Annotated in this window: 14 protein-coding genes; 5 read left to right on the forward strand and 9 right to left on the reverse strand. The window is 65.3% G+C overall.

Going from position 1 to position 13901, the window contains the following annotated elements; all coding sequences use genetic code 11:
- Position 1 precedes the first annotated feature (1 nt).
- Both ASF09_RS16655 and ASF09_RS16660 read left to right on the forward strand, forming a co-directional pair.
- The gene (locus tag ASF09_RS16655) at positions 2-220 is read left to right on the forward strand and encodes a hypothetical protein (protein ID WP_056055220.1); all 219 of its coding nucleotides are present in this window, start codon (positions 2-4) and stop codon (positions 218-220) included.
- Positions 221-253: 33 nt separating this feature from the next.
- A complete protein-coding gene (locus tag ASF09_RS16660) occupies positions 254-652 on the forward strand; it encodes an MAPEG family protein (RefSeq protein ID WP_060527224.1) in 399 nt (132 codons plus the stop codon).
- A gap of 3 nt (positions 653-655) precedes the next feature.
- Here the strand turns inward: ASF09_RS16660 and mmsB are convergent, their stop codons facing one another.
- From mmsB to ASF09_RS16680, 4 genes are all read right to left on the reverse strand, one after another.
- Positions 656-1531: a 3-hydroxyisobutyrate dehydrogenase gene (mmsB, locus tag ASF09_RS16665; RefSeq protein ID WP_060527225.1), complete on the reverse strand. Its 876-nt coding sequence runs from the start codon at positions 1529-1531 to the stop codon at positions 656-658.
- 132 nt (positions 1532-1663) lie between these two features.
- Positions 1664-2437, reverse strand: a complete 774-nt coding sequence (locus ASF09_RS16670) for an enoyl-CoA hydratase (RefSeq protein WP_060527226.1) — start codon at positions 2435-2437, stop codon at positions 1664-1666.
- 77 nt (positions 2438-2514) lie between these two features.
- Positions 2515-3558 (reverse strand): enoyl-CoA hydratase/isomerase family protein, encoded by a 1044-nt coding sequence (locus tag ASF09_RS16675; protein ID WP_060527227.1) that lies wholly within the window; start codon positions 3556-3558, stop codon positions 2515-2517.
- A 115-nt stretch (positions 3559-3673) separates the two neighbouring features.
- Positions 3674-4831 carry an acyl-CoA dehydrogenase family protein gene (locus ASF09_RS16680; RefSeq protein WP_060527228.1) on the reverse strand — a complete coding sequence of 386 codons (1158 nt, stop codon included), beginning with the start codon at positions 4829-4831 and terminating at the stop codon, positions 3674-3676.
- Positions 4832-4922: 91 nt separating this feature from the next.
- On the opposite strand from ASF09_RS16680, the gene ASF09_RS16685 reads away from it, so the two are divergent.
- Entirely contained in the window at positions 4923-5267 is a 345-nt protein-coding gene (locus tag ASF09_RS16685) for a GIY-YIG nuclease family protein (RefSeq protein ID WP_443025032.1), read from the forward strand.
- Between the two features lie 88 nt (positions 5268-5355).
- On the opposite strand, the gene ASF09_RS16690 is transcribed toward ASF09_RS16685, so the two are convergent.
- A complete protein-coding gene (locus ASF09_RS16690; protein WP_060527230.1) occupies positions 5356-6882 on the reverse strand; it encodes a CoA-acylating methylmalonate-semialdehyde dehydrogenase in 1527 nt (508 codons plus the stop codon).
- 107 nt (positions 6883-6989) lie between these two features.
- Here ASF09_RS16690 and ASF09_RS16695 point away from each other — a divergent pair, with 107 nt between their 5' ends.
- Both ASF09_RS16695 and ASF09_RS16700 read left to right on the forward strand, forming a co-directional pair.
- Complete coding sequence (locus ASF09_RS16695; RefSeq protein ID WP_060527231.1) at positions 6990-7907, forward strand: LysR family transcriptional regulator; 918 nt, start codon at positions 6990-6992, stop codon at positions 7905-7907.
- 49 nt (positions 7908-7956) lie between these two features.
- Entirely contained in the window at positions 7957-8274 is a 318-nt protein-coding gene (locus tag ASF09_RS16700) for a hypothetical protein (protein ID WP_060527232.1), read from the forward strand.
- 123 nt (positions 8275-8397) lie between these two features.
- Here ASF09_RS16700 and ASF09_RS16705 read toward each other — a convergent pair whose 3' ends face one another.
- The 4 genes from ASF09_RS16705 to ASF09_RS16720 all read right to left on the reverse strand — a co-directional run bounded on the left by ASF09_RS16705 (position 8398) and on the right by ASF09_RS16720 (position 13840).
- Positions 8398-9480, reverse strand: coding sequence for an acyl-CoA dehydrogenase family protein (locus tag ASF09_RS16705; RefSeq protein WP_060527233.1), 1083 nt, complete (start codon positions 9478-9480; stop codon positions 8398-8400).
- Between the two features lie 4 nt (positions 9481-9484).
- The gene (locus ASF09_RS16710; RefSeq protein WP_060527343.1) at positions 9485-10681 is read right to left on the reverse strand and encodes an acyl-CoA dehydrogenase family protein; all 1197 of its coding nucleotides are present in this window, start codon (positions 10679-10681) and stop codon (positions 9485-9487) included.
- A 221-nt stretch (positions 10682-10902) separates the two neighbouring features.
- Positions 10903-12432, reverse strand: a complete 1530-nt coding sequence (locus ASF09_RS16715) for an alginate export family protein (protein WP_443025034.1) — start codon at positions 12430-12432, stop codon at positions 10903-10905.
- Between the two features lie 61 nt (positions 12433-12493).
- Positions 12494-13840, reverse strand: coding sequence for a dicarboxylate/amino acid:cation symporter (locus ASF09_RS16720; protein WP_060527234.1), 1347 nt, complete (start codon positions 13838-13840; stop codon positions 12494-12496).
- Positions 13841-13901 lie beyond the last annotated feature (61 nt).

The raw sequence follows: 13901 nt of genomic DNA on the forward strand, positions 1-13901 counted from the left end.
TATGCCTGATCAAGACCGCATCGTCGCGATCGGGTTGCTCACGCAGCGCGACGTCTTCGCGCTTGGCCATGACCTGTCGCGCGTCTATCCGATAGACGAGATGCCGTGCTTCGGCAGCCTGCTCGGCGCGATCGACGACGCAGACCGCGCGTTCCACCGCGCGCGCGATGCGCAGCAGCTTGCCATTCCTCTGCGACAGAGCGCAACCTCGCGCGCATAGCGGCGTTCGAGACCCGCTACCCCGCGGAGATCGATGATGACGCTGCCTACCGAAATGCTGCTGCTGGGCTGGTCGACGGTCCTGCTGTTCGCCTACATCATGATCCAGGGGCAGACCGCGACGCGCCACCGCGGGCTCGACTGGAACGCGGGGCCGCGCGACGGCGAGCAGAAACCGCTCGGCGAGATGGCCGGCCGCGCCGAACGCGCGCTGAAGAACTTCCAGGAAACCTACCCGGTCTTCATCGCGCTCGCGCTGGGGCTGGCGGTGACCGATCGCACCGGCGGGCTCGGCGCGATCGGCGCCTGGCTCTGGTTCGGCGCACGGATCGCCTACATCCCGCTCTACCTGTTCGGCATCAAATACGTCCGCAGCCTGTGCTGGACGGTGTCGATCCTCGGCCTGCTGCTCATGCTGATCCGCTTCCTCTAAAACCTAGTTTCGCAGCGTGCGGATGATCGCCGAGAAGTCGAGGCTACCCTGCCCGGCCTCGGCAAACGCCTCGTAGCGCTCGGCCGCCTTCGCGCCCATCGGCGTATCCGCGCCGGTGTCCTTTGCCGCTTCCATCGCGAGCCGCAGGTCCTTCAGCATCAGCGCCGCCGCGAATCCGCCCTGATAGTCGTGATCGGCGGGCGTATCGGGACCAATGCCCGGCAGCGGCGCATACGTCGTCATCGACCAGCTCTGCCCCGAAGACACGCTGGCGATGTCGTAGAACGCCTGCGCATCGAGCCCGAGCTTCTCCGCCAGCACGAAAGCCTCGCAGGTCGCGATCATCGTCGCGCCGAGAATCATGTTGTTGCAGATCTTCGCCGCCTGCCCCGCGCCGTTCGCGCCAGCGTGGATCACCGCCTTGCCCATGTCGGCGAGGATCGCCTGTGCCCGGTCGAACGCCTCCGCCGAGCCCCCGACCATGAAGGTCAGCGTCCCCGCATTCGCCGCGCCGATCCCGCCAGAGACCGGCGCGTCGACCGCGACGAGGCCCTTGGCCTGCGCCGCGGCGGCGACCTGCTTGGCGGTAGCGACATCGATCGTCGAACAGTCGATCAGGACCGCGGAGGGTGCCGCGACGCCGAACAGCGCATCATAGACCTCCGCGACATGCTTGCCGGCGGGGAGCATCGTCACGATCGCCTCGGCACCGTCGGCGGCTTCGGCAGCGGAACCGACCGGCAAGCATCCGGCGGCCTTCGCCTTGGCCAATGCCTCCGCGCTCAGATCGAATGCGCGAACGTCGTGGCCCTTCTTGGCGAGGTTTGCCGCCATCCCGCCGCCCATGTTGCCGAGCCCGATGAAACCGATCCGTGCCATGTTCTCTCTCCTAATTTTGCTCCCCTCCCGTTCACGGGAGGGGTTGGGGGAGGGCAGTGCCGCACACGTTGCGTCGGCAATCGAGGCACGCCCCTCCCCTGACCCCTCCCGTGAACGGAAGGGGAATTACGATCATTTCCCCGTCCAGGTCCCGGCGCGCTTCTCGACGAACGCCGCCATGCCTTCGCTCTGGTCCTCAGTCCCGAACAGCCCGTGGAACAGCCGCCGCTCAAACTGCACGCCCATCGCCAGCCCGGTCTCGAACGCCGCGTTGACCATTTCCTTGTTCGCCAGCACCGCCAGCGGCGCCATCGCGGCGATCGTCGCCGCGGTCTTCACCGCCTCCTCGACCAGATCCGCGGCGGGAACGATCCGCGAGACGAGGCCGGAGCGCTCAGCTTCCTCGGCATCCATCATCCGCCCCGTCAGGCACATCTCCATCGCCTTCGCCTTGCCGACCGCGCGCGTCAGCCGCTGCGATCCACCCATGCCGGGCGACACCGCGAGCTTGATCTCCGGCTGCCCGAACTTGGCGGTATCGGCGGCGAGGATGAAGTCGCACATCATCGCCAGCTCGCACCCGCCGCCGAGCGCGTAGCCCGCCACAGCGGCGATCACCGGCTTGCGCGTCCGCGTGAAATTCTCCCAGCCCGCGAAGAAGTTGCTCGCGTACATCTCGGCGAAGCCCTGCGACTGCATTTCCTTGATGTCCGCCCCCGCCGCGAACGCCTTCGCGCTCCCAGTCAGCACCGCACACCCCTGCGACGCATCCGCATCGAACGCGGCGAACGCGGCGATCAGGTCGGCGAGCACCTGCGAATTGAGCGCGTTCAGCGCCTGGGGCCTGTTCAGCGTGACGAGCGTGACGCCACCGCGCTGCTCGACCAGGATCGTTTCGTAGGTCATTCACTTACTCCTTGTATCCCCGCGAAGGCGGGGACCCAGTCTGGGCTCCCGCCTTCGCATGAGAACATTTAGACGGATCAGCCGGGCGTCCACGCCTCATGCTCAGGCAACGGCGCGAAGATCTGGTCGATCACGTGATCGGTCACATCCTCGGGCGCCGCCGGATCCCAGCGCGGCGCATTGTCCTTGTCGACGATCACCGCCCGCACGCCCTCGATAAAGTCATGCCGCTGCACGACATGCGCGCCAACGGCGTATTCCTGCCGCATCTCGTCCGCAAAGCTCGCCATCGCCGCGCCCTCATGGAGCAGTCGGAGCGACACCTTCATCGTCTGCGGCGACTTGGTCTTCAGCGTCGCAAGCGTCTGCGTCGCCCACTCCCCACCATCGGCTTCGAGCGCCGCGTAGATCTCCTCCAGCACGTCCGACGCGAACAGCCGGTCGATCTCGTCCTTGCGAGCCAAGATCTTCGCGTCGGGTGCCGACGTGGCCAATGCGTCCAGCACGCCCGCGATATCCTGTGGAGTCTCCGCGATCCGCGCCTTGGCCGTATCGAGCGTATCGCTCGCCAGATACTGCGTCGCCAACCCCAGCGCGAGACACTCCGCGCCGTCGAGCCGGTGCCCGGTCAGCGCGAGATACTGCCCGATCCGCCCCGGCAACCGCGACAGATACCAACCGCCGCCGACGTCCGGGAACAGCCCGATCCCCGTCTCCGGCATCGCGAACTTGGTGTTCTCCGTCGCGACCCGATACCGGCAGGGCAAGGCCAGCCCGACGCCACCGCCCATCGTGATCCCGTCCATGAACGCGACGATCGACTTGGCATAGGTGAACAGCCGGTGGTTCATGCGGTACTCAGCATGAAAGAACGCCCGCGCCTCGACGCCGTCGGTCGCGCCCGAGGCTGCAAGCATGCGGATATCCCCGCCAGCGCAGAACCCGCGTCCCTCCGCATGATCGACCACGATCGCCTCGACCGCCGAGTCGCCACGCCACGCCTCCAGCGCCTCAAGCACGCCTTCGCACATCGCCAGATTCAGCGCGTGCAATGCCTTCGGTCGGCTCAACCGAATACGGCCGACAGGTCCTTCACTCTCGACGATCAGATCATCGGTCACGCGGTCACCTCCAAAGCACCACCTCCGCGCCTCCGCGTCTCCGCGTGAACCAAGAAACTTTTCACGCGGAGACGCGGAGGCGCGGAGCAGAAGAAATGAGCAAAGCTGCGCGGACTCACTGCCGCGTCAGTTCGCGACCGACGATCATCCGCATGACCTGGTTCGTCCCCTCAAGGATCGAATGCACGCGCAGGTCACGCCAGAAGCGTTCGATCGGATAGTCCTGCAGATACCCGTACCCGCCATGCAGCTGCAGCGCGCGATCGACAACCGAAGACCCCGTGTCCGTCGCCAGCCGCTTCGCCATCGCCGCGAACTTGGTCTTGTCGGGCGCGTTCGCCGTCACCTTCGCCGCTGCCATGTAGAGCAGCGCCCGCGCCGCCTCCAATTCGGTCGCCATGTCCGCCAACATGAACTGCGTATTCTGGAAGTCCGCGATCGCCTTCCCGAACTGCTTGCGATCCTTGGTATAAGCAATTGCCTCATCGAGACACCGCTGCGCGCCACCGAGCGAGCAAGCGCCGATGTTCAGCCGCCCGCCATCGAGCCCCATCATCGCGATCCGAAAGCCCTCGCCCTCGCCGCCGACCATGTTCGCGCCCGGCACGCGGACGCCGTCGAAGATCACCTGCCGCGTCGGTTGCGAATGCCAGCCGAGCTTCTTCTCGTTCGCGCCGAACGACACGCCTGGCATGTCCTTCTCGATCACGAGGCAGGAAATGCCCTTCGGCCCATCCTCACCGGTACGGACCATCGTCACATACACCTCGTTCTCGCCCGCGCCCGAGATGAACTGCTTCGAGCCCGTCACGATCCAGTCGTCGCCGTCCCGCACCGCGCGGGTCTTCAGCGCCGCCGCATCGGACCCAGACCCCGGCTCGGTCAGGCAATAGCTCGCGAGCCGGTCCATCGTCACCAGATCGGGGAGGTACTTGTCCTTTACGCCCTGCGATCCGAACCGGTCGATCATCCAAGCGGCCATGTTGTGAATGCTGATGAACGCGGACGTCGAAGGGCACCCGTACGACATAGCCTCCATGATCAGCGCCGCCTCGAGCCGGCCGAGCGCGATCCCGCCGCTCTCCTCGCTGACATAGATCGCCGCGAACCCGAGTTCGGCCGCCGCCTTGATCGTCTCGCGCGGGAAAATGTGCTTCTCGTCCCACTCCGCCGCATGCGGCGTGATCCGGTCGGCGGTAAAGCGGCGCGCCAGTTCCTGGATCTCGCGCTGGTCGTCGGTGAGGTCGAACTGGTTGGAGGTGAACTGGTTCATCGTGGTCCTATCTCCGTCATGCCGGGCTTGACCCGGCACCCAGAGCCACGGACGCCGGTGTTCGTGGCTCTGGGTCCTGACGTGCGTCAGGATGACGATTGGGGTAAATGACGTGGATCGGCAACCGGCTGTCTACATCCTGGCCAGCTGGCGCAACGGAACGCTGTACATAGGCGTGACGTCCGACCTGATGGCGCGGATCGTTCAGCACCGGGCCGGGTCTTTTGGTGGGTTTACCCGAATGTACGGCGTCAAACGGCTCGTCTGGTTCGAGACTGCCGACACGATGGAGGGCGCTATCCGACGCGAGAAGCAATTGAAGAATTGGCGCCGCGCCTGGAAGATCGAATTGATCGAAGCCGATAACCCGACATGGCGCGACCTGGCAGAGGATTGGGGCTTCGATCCGCTCCCACAGCCGTCATCCCGGGCTTGACCCGGGACCCAGAGCCGCGAACGACTGGGTTCGTGGCTCTGGGTCCTGACGTTCGTCAGGATGACGGACAAAGGCGAGCCCACCCCACTCACCCCATCGTCGGGATAACGAACGCGTCGTTATTGCGCGCCGGACCACCATCCTCCGCCATAGCCGGCAGTGCAGACCCGTCCGGCCAGCGCTGCGTGATCGTCTTGACCTTGGTCCAGAACTTCACGCCCTCCATCCCGTGCTGGTTGGTGTCCCCGAACGCCGAGCGCTTCCACCCGCCGAACGTATGATACGCCACCGGCACCGGGATCGGCACGTTGATGCCCACCATCCCGACGTTCACCCGCGCCGCGAACTCGCGCGCGGCGTGGCCGTTGCGCGTGAAGATCGCGACGCCATTGCCATATTGATGCTCGCTCGGCAGGCGCACCGCCTCCTCGAAATCGGCGGCGCGAACGATCTGGAGCACCGGCCCAAAGATCTCCTCCTTGTACGCCGACATCTCCGTCGTCACGTGATCGAACAGCGACGGGCCGATGAAGAAGCCCTTCTCATGCCCCTGCAACGCAAACCCACGCCCATCGACGACCAGTTCCGCGCCCTCGTCGACGCCGGTCTGGATCCAGTTCTCGATCCGGGTGCGATGCGCCGCGTTCACGACCGGGCCATAATGCGCGTCGTTGTCCGTCGATACGCCCACGCGCAACGCCGCGATCGCCGGGATCAGCTTCTCGCGCAGCGCAATCGCGGTCTTCTCGCCGACCGGCACCACCACCGGCAGCGCCATGCAGCGCTCGCCCGCAGAGCCGAACGCCGCACCCGAAAGGTCGGCGACGACCTGGTCGAGGTCCGCATCGGGCATGACGATGCCGTGATTCTTCGCGCCGCCCATCGCCTGGACGCGCTTCCCCGCCTCGACGCCGCGGCGGTACACGTAATGCGCGATGTCGGACGAGCCGACGAAGCTGACCGCCGAGATCGCGGGATGATCGAGGATCGCGTCGACCATTTCCTTGTCGCCGTGGACGACCTGGAAGATGCCCTCGGGCAGCCCCGCCTCGACGAACAGTTCGCCGAGCCGCACCGGCACCGACGGATCGCGCTCGCTGGGCTTGAGGATGAACGCGTTGCCCGTCGCAATTGCGACTCCCGACATCCACAGCGGGATCATTGCCGGGAAGTTGAACGGCGTGATCCCCGCGCCAATGCCTAATGGCTGGCGCATCGAATACACGTCGATCCCCGGCCCTGCGCCCTGCGTGTATTCGCCCTTGAGAATGTGCGGGATGCCGCAACAGAATTCGATCACCTCGAGCCCGCGCTGAATATCGCCCTTCGAATCCGCGATCACCTTGCCGTGCTCGGACGAGAGCAAGCGCGCCAGCTCGTCCATGTTCGCCTCGACGAGCCGCTTGAACTCGAACATCACGCGAGCACGCCGTTGAGGGTTAGTCGCGGCCCAGCCCGGCTGCGCCTTCTGCGCGGCAGCGACCGCACGGTCCAGATCGGTCGCACCCGACAGCCGCACGCGCGCCTGCACCTCGCCCGAATTCGGGTCGAACACGTCGCCGAAGCGCTCGGCCGTGCTGGCCGCACCGCTCACGAAATTCTCGATCGTCCGCATGGGCATCCTCTTCTAGTTACCCGCATCGTCCGCCATAAGCGTTTCGCAGCCAAGTGGGGCTGTTTGCAGATACGCTCTGCAAATGTGCAGCATGGGGTGAGGCGTTCATGGATTGGGACGACGTCCGGTATTTCCTCGCTTTGGCGCGCACGCACAGGCTCGGGCCAGCCGCGAAACTGCTTGGACAGGACGCGACGACGGTGTCGCGGCGGCTGCAAAGGCTTGAGCGGCGACTCCAGACTACGTTGTTCGAGCAGACCGTGGCGGGTTACGCACTGACCGAACGCGGCGCGGCGCTGCTCGACCATGCCGAGACGATGGAGGCCTCCGCGCTCGGCATCCAGGAGGTGGTCGGTAACGATGCAGGCGTGCTCGCCGGCCCGATCCGGCTGAGCGTCTCGGAAGGCTTCGGCAGCCGTATCCTGGCGCCGCGGCTCGCGTCGTTCACCAACCAGCATCCGCGGATCGCGGTCGACCTGATCGCGTCGACTGGTTTCCTCAATCCCTCACGGCGAGAGGCGGATATCGCGGTGATGCTCGCGCGGCCGAAAAGCGGCCCGTTGGTCGCGCGAAAGCTGACCGACTATCACCTCGGCCTCTACGCGCATCCGGATCACCTCGCGCGGACAGGGCCGATCGCGACCACCGCGGATCTGATGCGACACCGCCTGATCGGGTATGTGCCCGACATGATCTACGCGCCCGAACTCCGCTATCTGGCGGAGATCGACGGACGGCTCGACGCGTCGATCCGCAGTTCGAGCATCGTCGCGCAGGCCGAACTGATCGCGGCGGGGGCGGGCTGTGGGATACTCCCGTGCTTCATCGGCGACCAAATGCCGAGACTGGTGCGCGTGTTGCCCGAAGCGGTGGACATCGCGCGCTCGTTCTGGCTCGTCGTCCACCGCGACGTCCGGCGGATCGCGCGGATCGATCGGTTCATCGCCTGGCTCGACGTGACGATCGGCGAGCTCAAACCGTTGATGCTGGGCGACACCTCCCGGTCGTTTGCCGCCCCGGAGTGACCCAAGTATAGCGCGCCGCGGCGACATTCCCTTCGTCCGGAGTAGCAGCGTGACCCCGACCCTTTACCACAAGATGATCGACTGGATCGGCGACGGCACCGGGCTGCCTGATACGATCTTGCACATCCATGCCGGGATGGCGCTGTTGATGATCGCGCGACTGGTGACGCGCCGGTCGTTCGGGACGTTCATTCCGTGGTGGGTGGTCGTTGCCGGCGAGGCGTTCAACGAGATCATGGACCGCCTGACGTTCGGGTCGTGGCGGTGGGAGGATACCTCGCTCGATATCCTCAATACGCTGCTATGGCCGACGGTGATCTGCCTCGGCGTGAGGCTGCGACCGATGATCGGGAAGCGCCGGCGATAATTCGCGCCATCCCCCGACCGTCATCCTGACGAAAGTCAGGACCCAGAGACACAAAGGACGACGCCCGTAACCCTAGGCCCTGACTTTCGTCAGGGTGACGGAGCGCGTCAGGGTAACGGGCGCTCAGCCCAGCGCGATGTACCGCTGCAGGTGATAGTCTTCGTCGCCGAGTTGGTGATCGATCATCACCAGCCGCTTGGCGTAGTGCGACACCGCGTATTCCCACGTCATGCCGATGCCGCCGTGGAGTTGGATCGTTTCCTCCGCAACCAGCGCTCCGGTCCGCCCGATCGTGTATTTCGCTGCGGACAACGCCCGCTCGCGCGCCTTCGCATCGTCGCCGTCGAACGCCGACGCCGCGTTGATCACCGCGGAATGCGCCTGCTCGATCTCGAGCAGCACCGTCGCCATCCGGTGCTGGAGCGCTTGGAACTTGCCGATCGGCACGCCGAACTGCTTGCGGTCGCGGAGATAGCCGAGCGTCGCCTCCTTGACGAACTCCATCGCGCCGACCGCTTCGGCCGACAGCGCGAGTAGCCCTGCCCCAACCGCCGCATCGACGATCGCCTGCCCCTCTCCTTCGCCGCCAACGCGCGCCTCGGCGCCGAGCGTCACGATCTCGAACGTCACGTCCCCGGCCGCACCGCCCTCGACGACGTTAAAGCTGCGGACCGACACCCCCGCCGTATCCGCCGGCACGAGCAATACGAGCGGATCGCCATGCTGCTCAACGGTCACGACGAACACCGATGCCGCACCGGCCTGAGAAACAACCGCCTTCGTCCCGCTCAGCGTCCAGCCATCGCCGCTCTTCGTCGCGGTCACCGGCGTCGCGCCATCCTCATGCGCGAACGCAGCGATCATCTCGCCGGACACGATCCCGGCAAGCGTCTCGTCATGTCCGCCGGCCTTCGCCAGCGCACGCCCCGCCATTAGCGCACCGAGGAACGGCTCGACCACCAGCGCGCGGCCGAGCGCCTCGAACACGACCATGATGTCGAACCCGCTGCCGCCGAAGCCGCCCGCCGCCTCGTCGAACAGCGCGGAGACGATGCCGAGTTCGGTCAACTGCTGCCAGACCGCCGGGTCATACCCCGTCTCGCCGTACGCGCCCGCATTGCGCGTCTCGATCGGATAGCCGTCGCGCAATGCCCGGACGAGCGTGTCGGCGAGCATGCGGCGGTCGTCGGTGTGTTCGAAGTTCATGTGATCAGAGACCCAGAATGGCTTTAGAGATGATGTTCTTCTGGATCTCGTTCGACCCGCCGAAGATCGACAGTTTCCGGTTGTTGAAATAGCTCGGCGCCGCCATCGCCGCGTCCTCCGGGCCGACATCCTCGCCGTTCCACCCGGCCTCCAGAGCTTCGGGTATGTAGGGCGCCGCGTACGAGCCGTAAGCACGACGCGTCAGCGACGTAATCTCCTGGCGAATCTCGGTGCCCTTGATCTTGAGCATCGAACTCTCCGCGCCGGGCGCACCGCCGCCCGCGACCGCCGCGAGCACGCGGAGGTTGGTCGTCTGCATGTTGGCCAGATCGATCTCGACCCGCGCCATCCTCGCCGCGAACAGCGGATCGTCCGCCAGCGCACGCCCACCCTTCTTCTGCATCTGCGCGACCTCCTTCAGCCGCTCGAACGACGCGATCGAGAAGCCGACGCCGGCGATGTTGGTGCGCTCGTAGGTCAGCAGATACTTGGCGTAGGTCCAGCCCATGTTCTCTTCGCCGACGAGGTTGGCGACCGGCACCTCGACGTCGGTGAAGAACACTTCGTTCACCTCCTGCTCGCCGTCGATCAGCGTGATCGGGCGGACTTCGATGCCGGGCGACTTCATGTCGATCAGCAGGAACGAGATGCCTTCCTGCTTCTTCGCGGTCGCGTCGGTGCGGACGAGGCAGAAGATCATGTCGGCATGCTGGCCGAGCGTCGTCCACGTCTTCTGCCCGTTGACGACATAGACGTCGCCCTTGCGAACGGCCGTCGTCTTCAAGCCCGCAAGATCGGAGCCCGCGCCCGGCTCCGAATACCCCTGGCACCACCAGTCGGAGCCGTCGAGGATCCGCGGCAGCCACTGCTTCTTCTGCTCTTCCGAGCCATATTTGATCAGCACCGGGCCGAGCATGTTGACGCCGAACGGTACGACGCGGGGCGCATGCGCGAGCGCGGACTCATTGTCGAAGATGAAGCGCTGGATCACGCTCCAGCCCGGACCGCCCCACTCCTCGGGCCAGTGGTTCGCCAACCAGCCGCGCTCGTTGAGGATCGCGTGCCATTCCTCCATGTCCGATTTCCGCAGCCGCTTGCCTTCGCGGACGAGGGTGGAAAGGCGGGTGGGAAGTTTGTCGCGGAAGAACGCGCGGACTTCCTCGCGGAAAGCTTCTTCCTCGGGCGTGAAGCTGAGATCCATGACCATGTGACTCCTGATGTTGGAGCCTGTGTGCCACAGTCGATCGTGGAATTGAAGGACCGGTATGGTCCGAAACGAAGAAAATGCAGTGCCGAACGACGCAGGTTAATCCGGACGGTATCGCCGCCCACTCGTCATCCTGACGAAAGTCAGGACCCAGGATAACAGGCGCTAACGGTCCTGGCTCGGGGTCCTGACTTTCGTCAGGATGACGGAGCGGATCAGAACCGGTAGCTGATCCAGCCGGCGAGGAAGTCGGAGTTCTTGTACCCCGCATTCGTCAGCGCAGGCCCCGCGATCAGATGCTCGTACCGCCCGGTGAACGACAGCCGCGAGGTGAACGGGTACACTGCCTGGAACCGCAGCGTATCGGCGATCTTCTTGCCCCCGAAATTCTGCGTGCCGGCAAACGCCGAACCATTCGCCCGGTACACCGCATCGCTCGTCGAATCGCGCCACGAGCGCTGATATTCCGCGGTCAGCCGCAGCTTGTCGAACACACTGAACGTCACGTTCGGCGCCAGCGCGATCAGGTTGGTCGGCGTCGCGAACAACTGGTAGCTGTAATAGATGTTGTTGCCGAACGGTGCGAGCGAGTTGCGCAACGTGCCCTTGCCATAGGCGCCACCACCGCTCGCATAATCGGCGTGGAAGCCGACGCGCGGTGCCGACTTGCCCTCGCCGAGCTTGTAGGTCTGCGCCAGCAGGATCAGCCACGCCTTGATCGAGCGGTTGTCGTACGAACCGCCCTGATAGTTGATCGTCCAGTCGAGATTGACCGGCCCCGCATCGCCCCAGACGTGCAGGCCGTAGAAGTTGCGGACTTCGCGCGCATTGTCGGTGCCCCAAACCGCCGCACGATTACGCAGGCGCCAGAGGAACGGATCGACGTACAACTTCGAGCCCCCGAACAGCGTCTCCGGCACGACGATGCCCGTCGAGATGCCCGAGAACCGCCGCGCGCTCTCCGCATTGTCATCCTGAGTACCGCCATTGCCATACGCGGTCGGCTTGAAGTCGAACACGTCGGCGCGGACGCCAGCGGTGCGCGCCCAGGCGCGGAAGCCGTTGAAGCCGAAGAACAAGGTGTTGTTGTCGCGCGGCACGACCAGCAGGTTGGGACCGTCGGCAAACGTCTGGCGGCCATAACGCACGCCGACATCGACATCGGCGACCGTGCCGGTCAGATCGACGAATGCCTGCTGCACCGCCAGCTTGTTGCGCAGGTTCGGCAGCGCGGTGCCGAGATTCTGCCCCTCCAGCGTGCCATGCGCGAGTTCGCCATAGAAGCGCAGATGCTTGCCAACGTGCAGATCGGCACCCCCGAACAGGCGAAGGATATCCTGTCGCTGCGCTTCGGCATCGCGCAGATTGGGGTTGGTCGTCTCGTTGACGCGGAACCGCGCCTCGCCCGACAGCGTCAGATAGACGTCGCCGTCGCCCGCCAGCGAGATGAACTTCAGCTGGTCGACGATGTCCTTGCGCTTTTTCGGATCGCGCAGCTTCGACCAGTCCTCGGCCCAACGCGACTGGTTGTAACCACCCGCCGTCACGCCGTCGCCGACCGCGGCATTGGGATAGCTCTCGGCGATCGGCGACGCTTCGGCGGTGCTCGACACATCCTTGGCGCCGATATTGGCCGGGCGTGACGGCGGCGCCTCGGCCTGCGCGGTGGCGACATTCGCGAATGCGAAGATCGAGAGCGCGGACGTGGCAAGGCCGGCCGCGTGCCGCAAGCGGCGCATCGTCATCGAGGTCATAAGCAAGTTCCGGTACTGGCGAACGGGAACGGACTGGCCGTCCCCGCCGGCATCAATGGGCGGTAGCAGCGGCGGGGATTGCCGCCGGCACGAACTCGGGAAGCTTGCCCGACAGCGCAGCATCGAGCTTGTCGCGGTCGAGACCACCTTCCCAACGGGCGACCACGATCGTCGCGACCGCGTTGCCGATGAAGTTGGTGAGGCTGCGGCACTCGCTCATGAAGCGATCGACGCCAAGGATCAGCGCCATGCCCGCGATCGGCACCGTCGGCACGATCGACAACGTCGCGGCCAGGGTGATGAAGCCGGCGCCGGTAACGCCCGCCGCACCCTTCGACGAGATCATCGCAACGACCAGCAGAAGCAGTTCCTGGCCGAGCGTCAGGTGCGTGTTGGTCGCCTGCGCGATGAACAGCGCCGCCAGCGTCATGTAGATGTTGGTACCGTCGAGGTTGAACGAATATCCGGTCGGCACGACCAGCCCGACGACCGACTTCTCGCAGCCTGCCGCCTCCATCTTCTGGATCAGGTTGGGCAGTGCGGCTTCCGACGAGGACGTCCCGAGCACCAACAGCAACTCGGCCTTCAGATACTTGATCAGCTTGAAGATCGAGAAGCCGGTCAGCCGTGCGACCGTGCCGAGGATGACGATCACGAACAGCGCCGCGGTCAGATAGAAGGTCGCGACCAGTGCACCCAGATTGGCGAGGCTGCCGATCCCGTATTTGCCGATCGTGAACGCGATCGCGCCGAACGCACCGAGCGGGGCTGCGCGCATCAGGATGCCGACCAGCTTGAACACGATCAGGCTGAGGCGCTCGAGGAAGTTCAACACCGGCTTTGCGGGCTCGCCGACCAGGCTCAGCGAGATGCCGAACAGGATCGCGACGAGCAGGATCTGGAGGATGTTGCCCTCGGTGAACGCGCTGACCATCGTGTCCGGGATGATGCTCATCAGGAACCCGGTGATCGTCGTCTCGTGCGCCTTCACGGTGTAGTCGGCGATGCCCTTGGTATCGAGCGTGGCAGCGTCGATGTTCATCCCCGCGCCTGGCTGGACGACGTTGGCGACGATCAGGCCGACGATCAGCGCCAGCGTTGAAAAGAACAGGAAGTAGGCGAACGCCTTGCCCGCGACACGACCGACCGAGCCGAGCTCCTTCATCCCGGCGATACCGGTGACGAGCGTCAGGAAGATCACCGGTGCGATGATCATCTTCACCAGCTTGATGAACGCGTCGCCGAGCGGCTTCAGCGCCGCACCATAGGTCGGATAGAAATGCCCGAGCGCCGCGCCGAGCGCGATCGCGATCAGGACCTGGATATAGAGCTGGCCGCTCCAGCGCTTCCGCGCAGGCGTTTCCGCGACGCCATATGTCTGGGTGGGTAGGGTCAACATCGCCTCCTGCTATCCTCGTCCACTCACGCGGGACGTTATGTACGACGGTAATGCCGGGCCG

It is taken from the genome of Sphingomonas sp. Leaf242 (assembly GCF_001422045.1).
In the GTDB taxonomy this organism is placed as follows: Bacteria; Pseudomonadota; Alphaproteobacteria; order Sphingomonadales; family Sphingomonadaceae; genus Sphingomonas.

Coding starts and splice junctions, on each gene's coding strand:
- ASF09_RS16715 (WP_443025034.1), bottom strand. CDS start 12,432: ATGACGATGCGCCGCTTGCGGCACGCGGCCGGCCTTGCCACGTCCGCG.
- ASF09_RS16710 (WP_060527343.1), bottom strand. CDS start 10,681: ATGGATCTCAGCTTCACGCCCGAGGAAGAAGCTTTCCGCGAGGAAGTC.
- ASF09_RS16695 (WP_060527231.1), top strand. CDS start 6,990: ATGGATTGGGACGACGTCCGGTATTTCCTCGCTTTGGCGCGCACGCAC.
- ASF09_RS16680 (WP_060527228.1), bottom strand. CDS start 4,831: ATGAACCAGTTCACCTCCAACCAGTTCGACCTCACCGACGACCAGCGC.
- ASF09_RS16660 (WP_060527224.1), top strand. CDS start 254: ATGATGACGCTGCCTACCGAAATGCTGCTGCTGGGCTGGTCGACGGTC.
- ASF09_RS16655 (WP_056055220.1), top strand. CDS start 2: ATGCCTGATCAAGACCGCATCGTCGCGATCGGGTTGCTCACGCAGCGC.
- ASF09_RS16670 (WP_060527226.1), bottom strand. CDS start 2,437: ATGACCTACGAAACGATCCTGGTCGAGCAGCGCGGTGGCGTCACGCTC.
- mmsB (WP_060527225.1), bottom strand. CDS start 1,531: ATGGCACGGATCGGTTTCATCGGGCTCGGCAACATGGGCGGCGGGATG.
- ASF09_RS16720 (WP_060527234.1), bottom strand. CDS start 13,840: ATGTTGACCCTACCCACCCAGACATATGGCGTCGCGGAAACGCCTGCG.
- ASF09_RS16685 (WP_443025032.1), top strand. CDS start 4,923: ATGACGATTGGGGTAAATGACGTGGATCGGCAACCGGCTGTCTACATC.
- ASF09_RS16690 (WP_060527230.1), bottom strand. CDS start 6,882: ATGCGGACGATCGAGAATTTCGTGAGCGGTGCGGCCAGCACGGCCGAG.
- ASF09_RS16705 (WP_060527233.1), bottom strand. CDS start 9,480: ATGAACTTCGAACACACCGACGACCGCCGCATGCTCGCCGACACGCTC.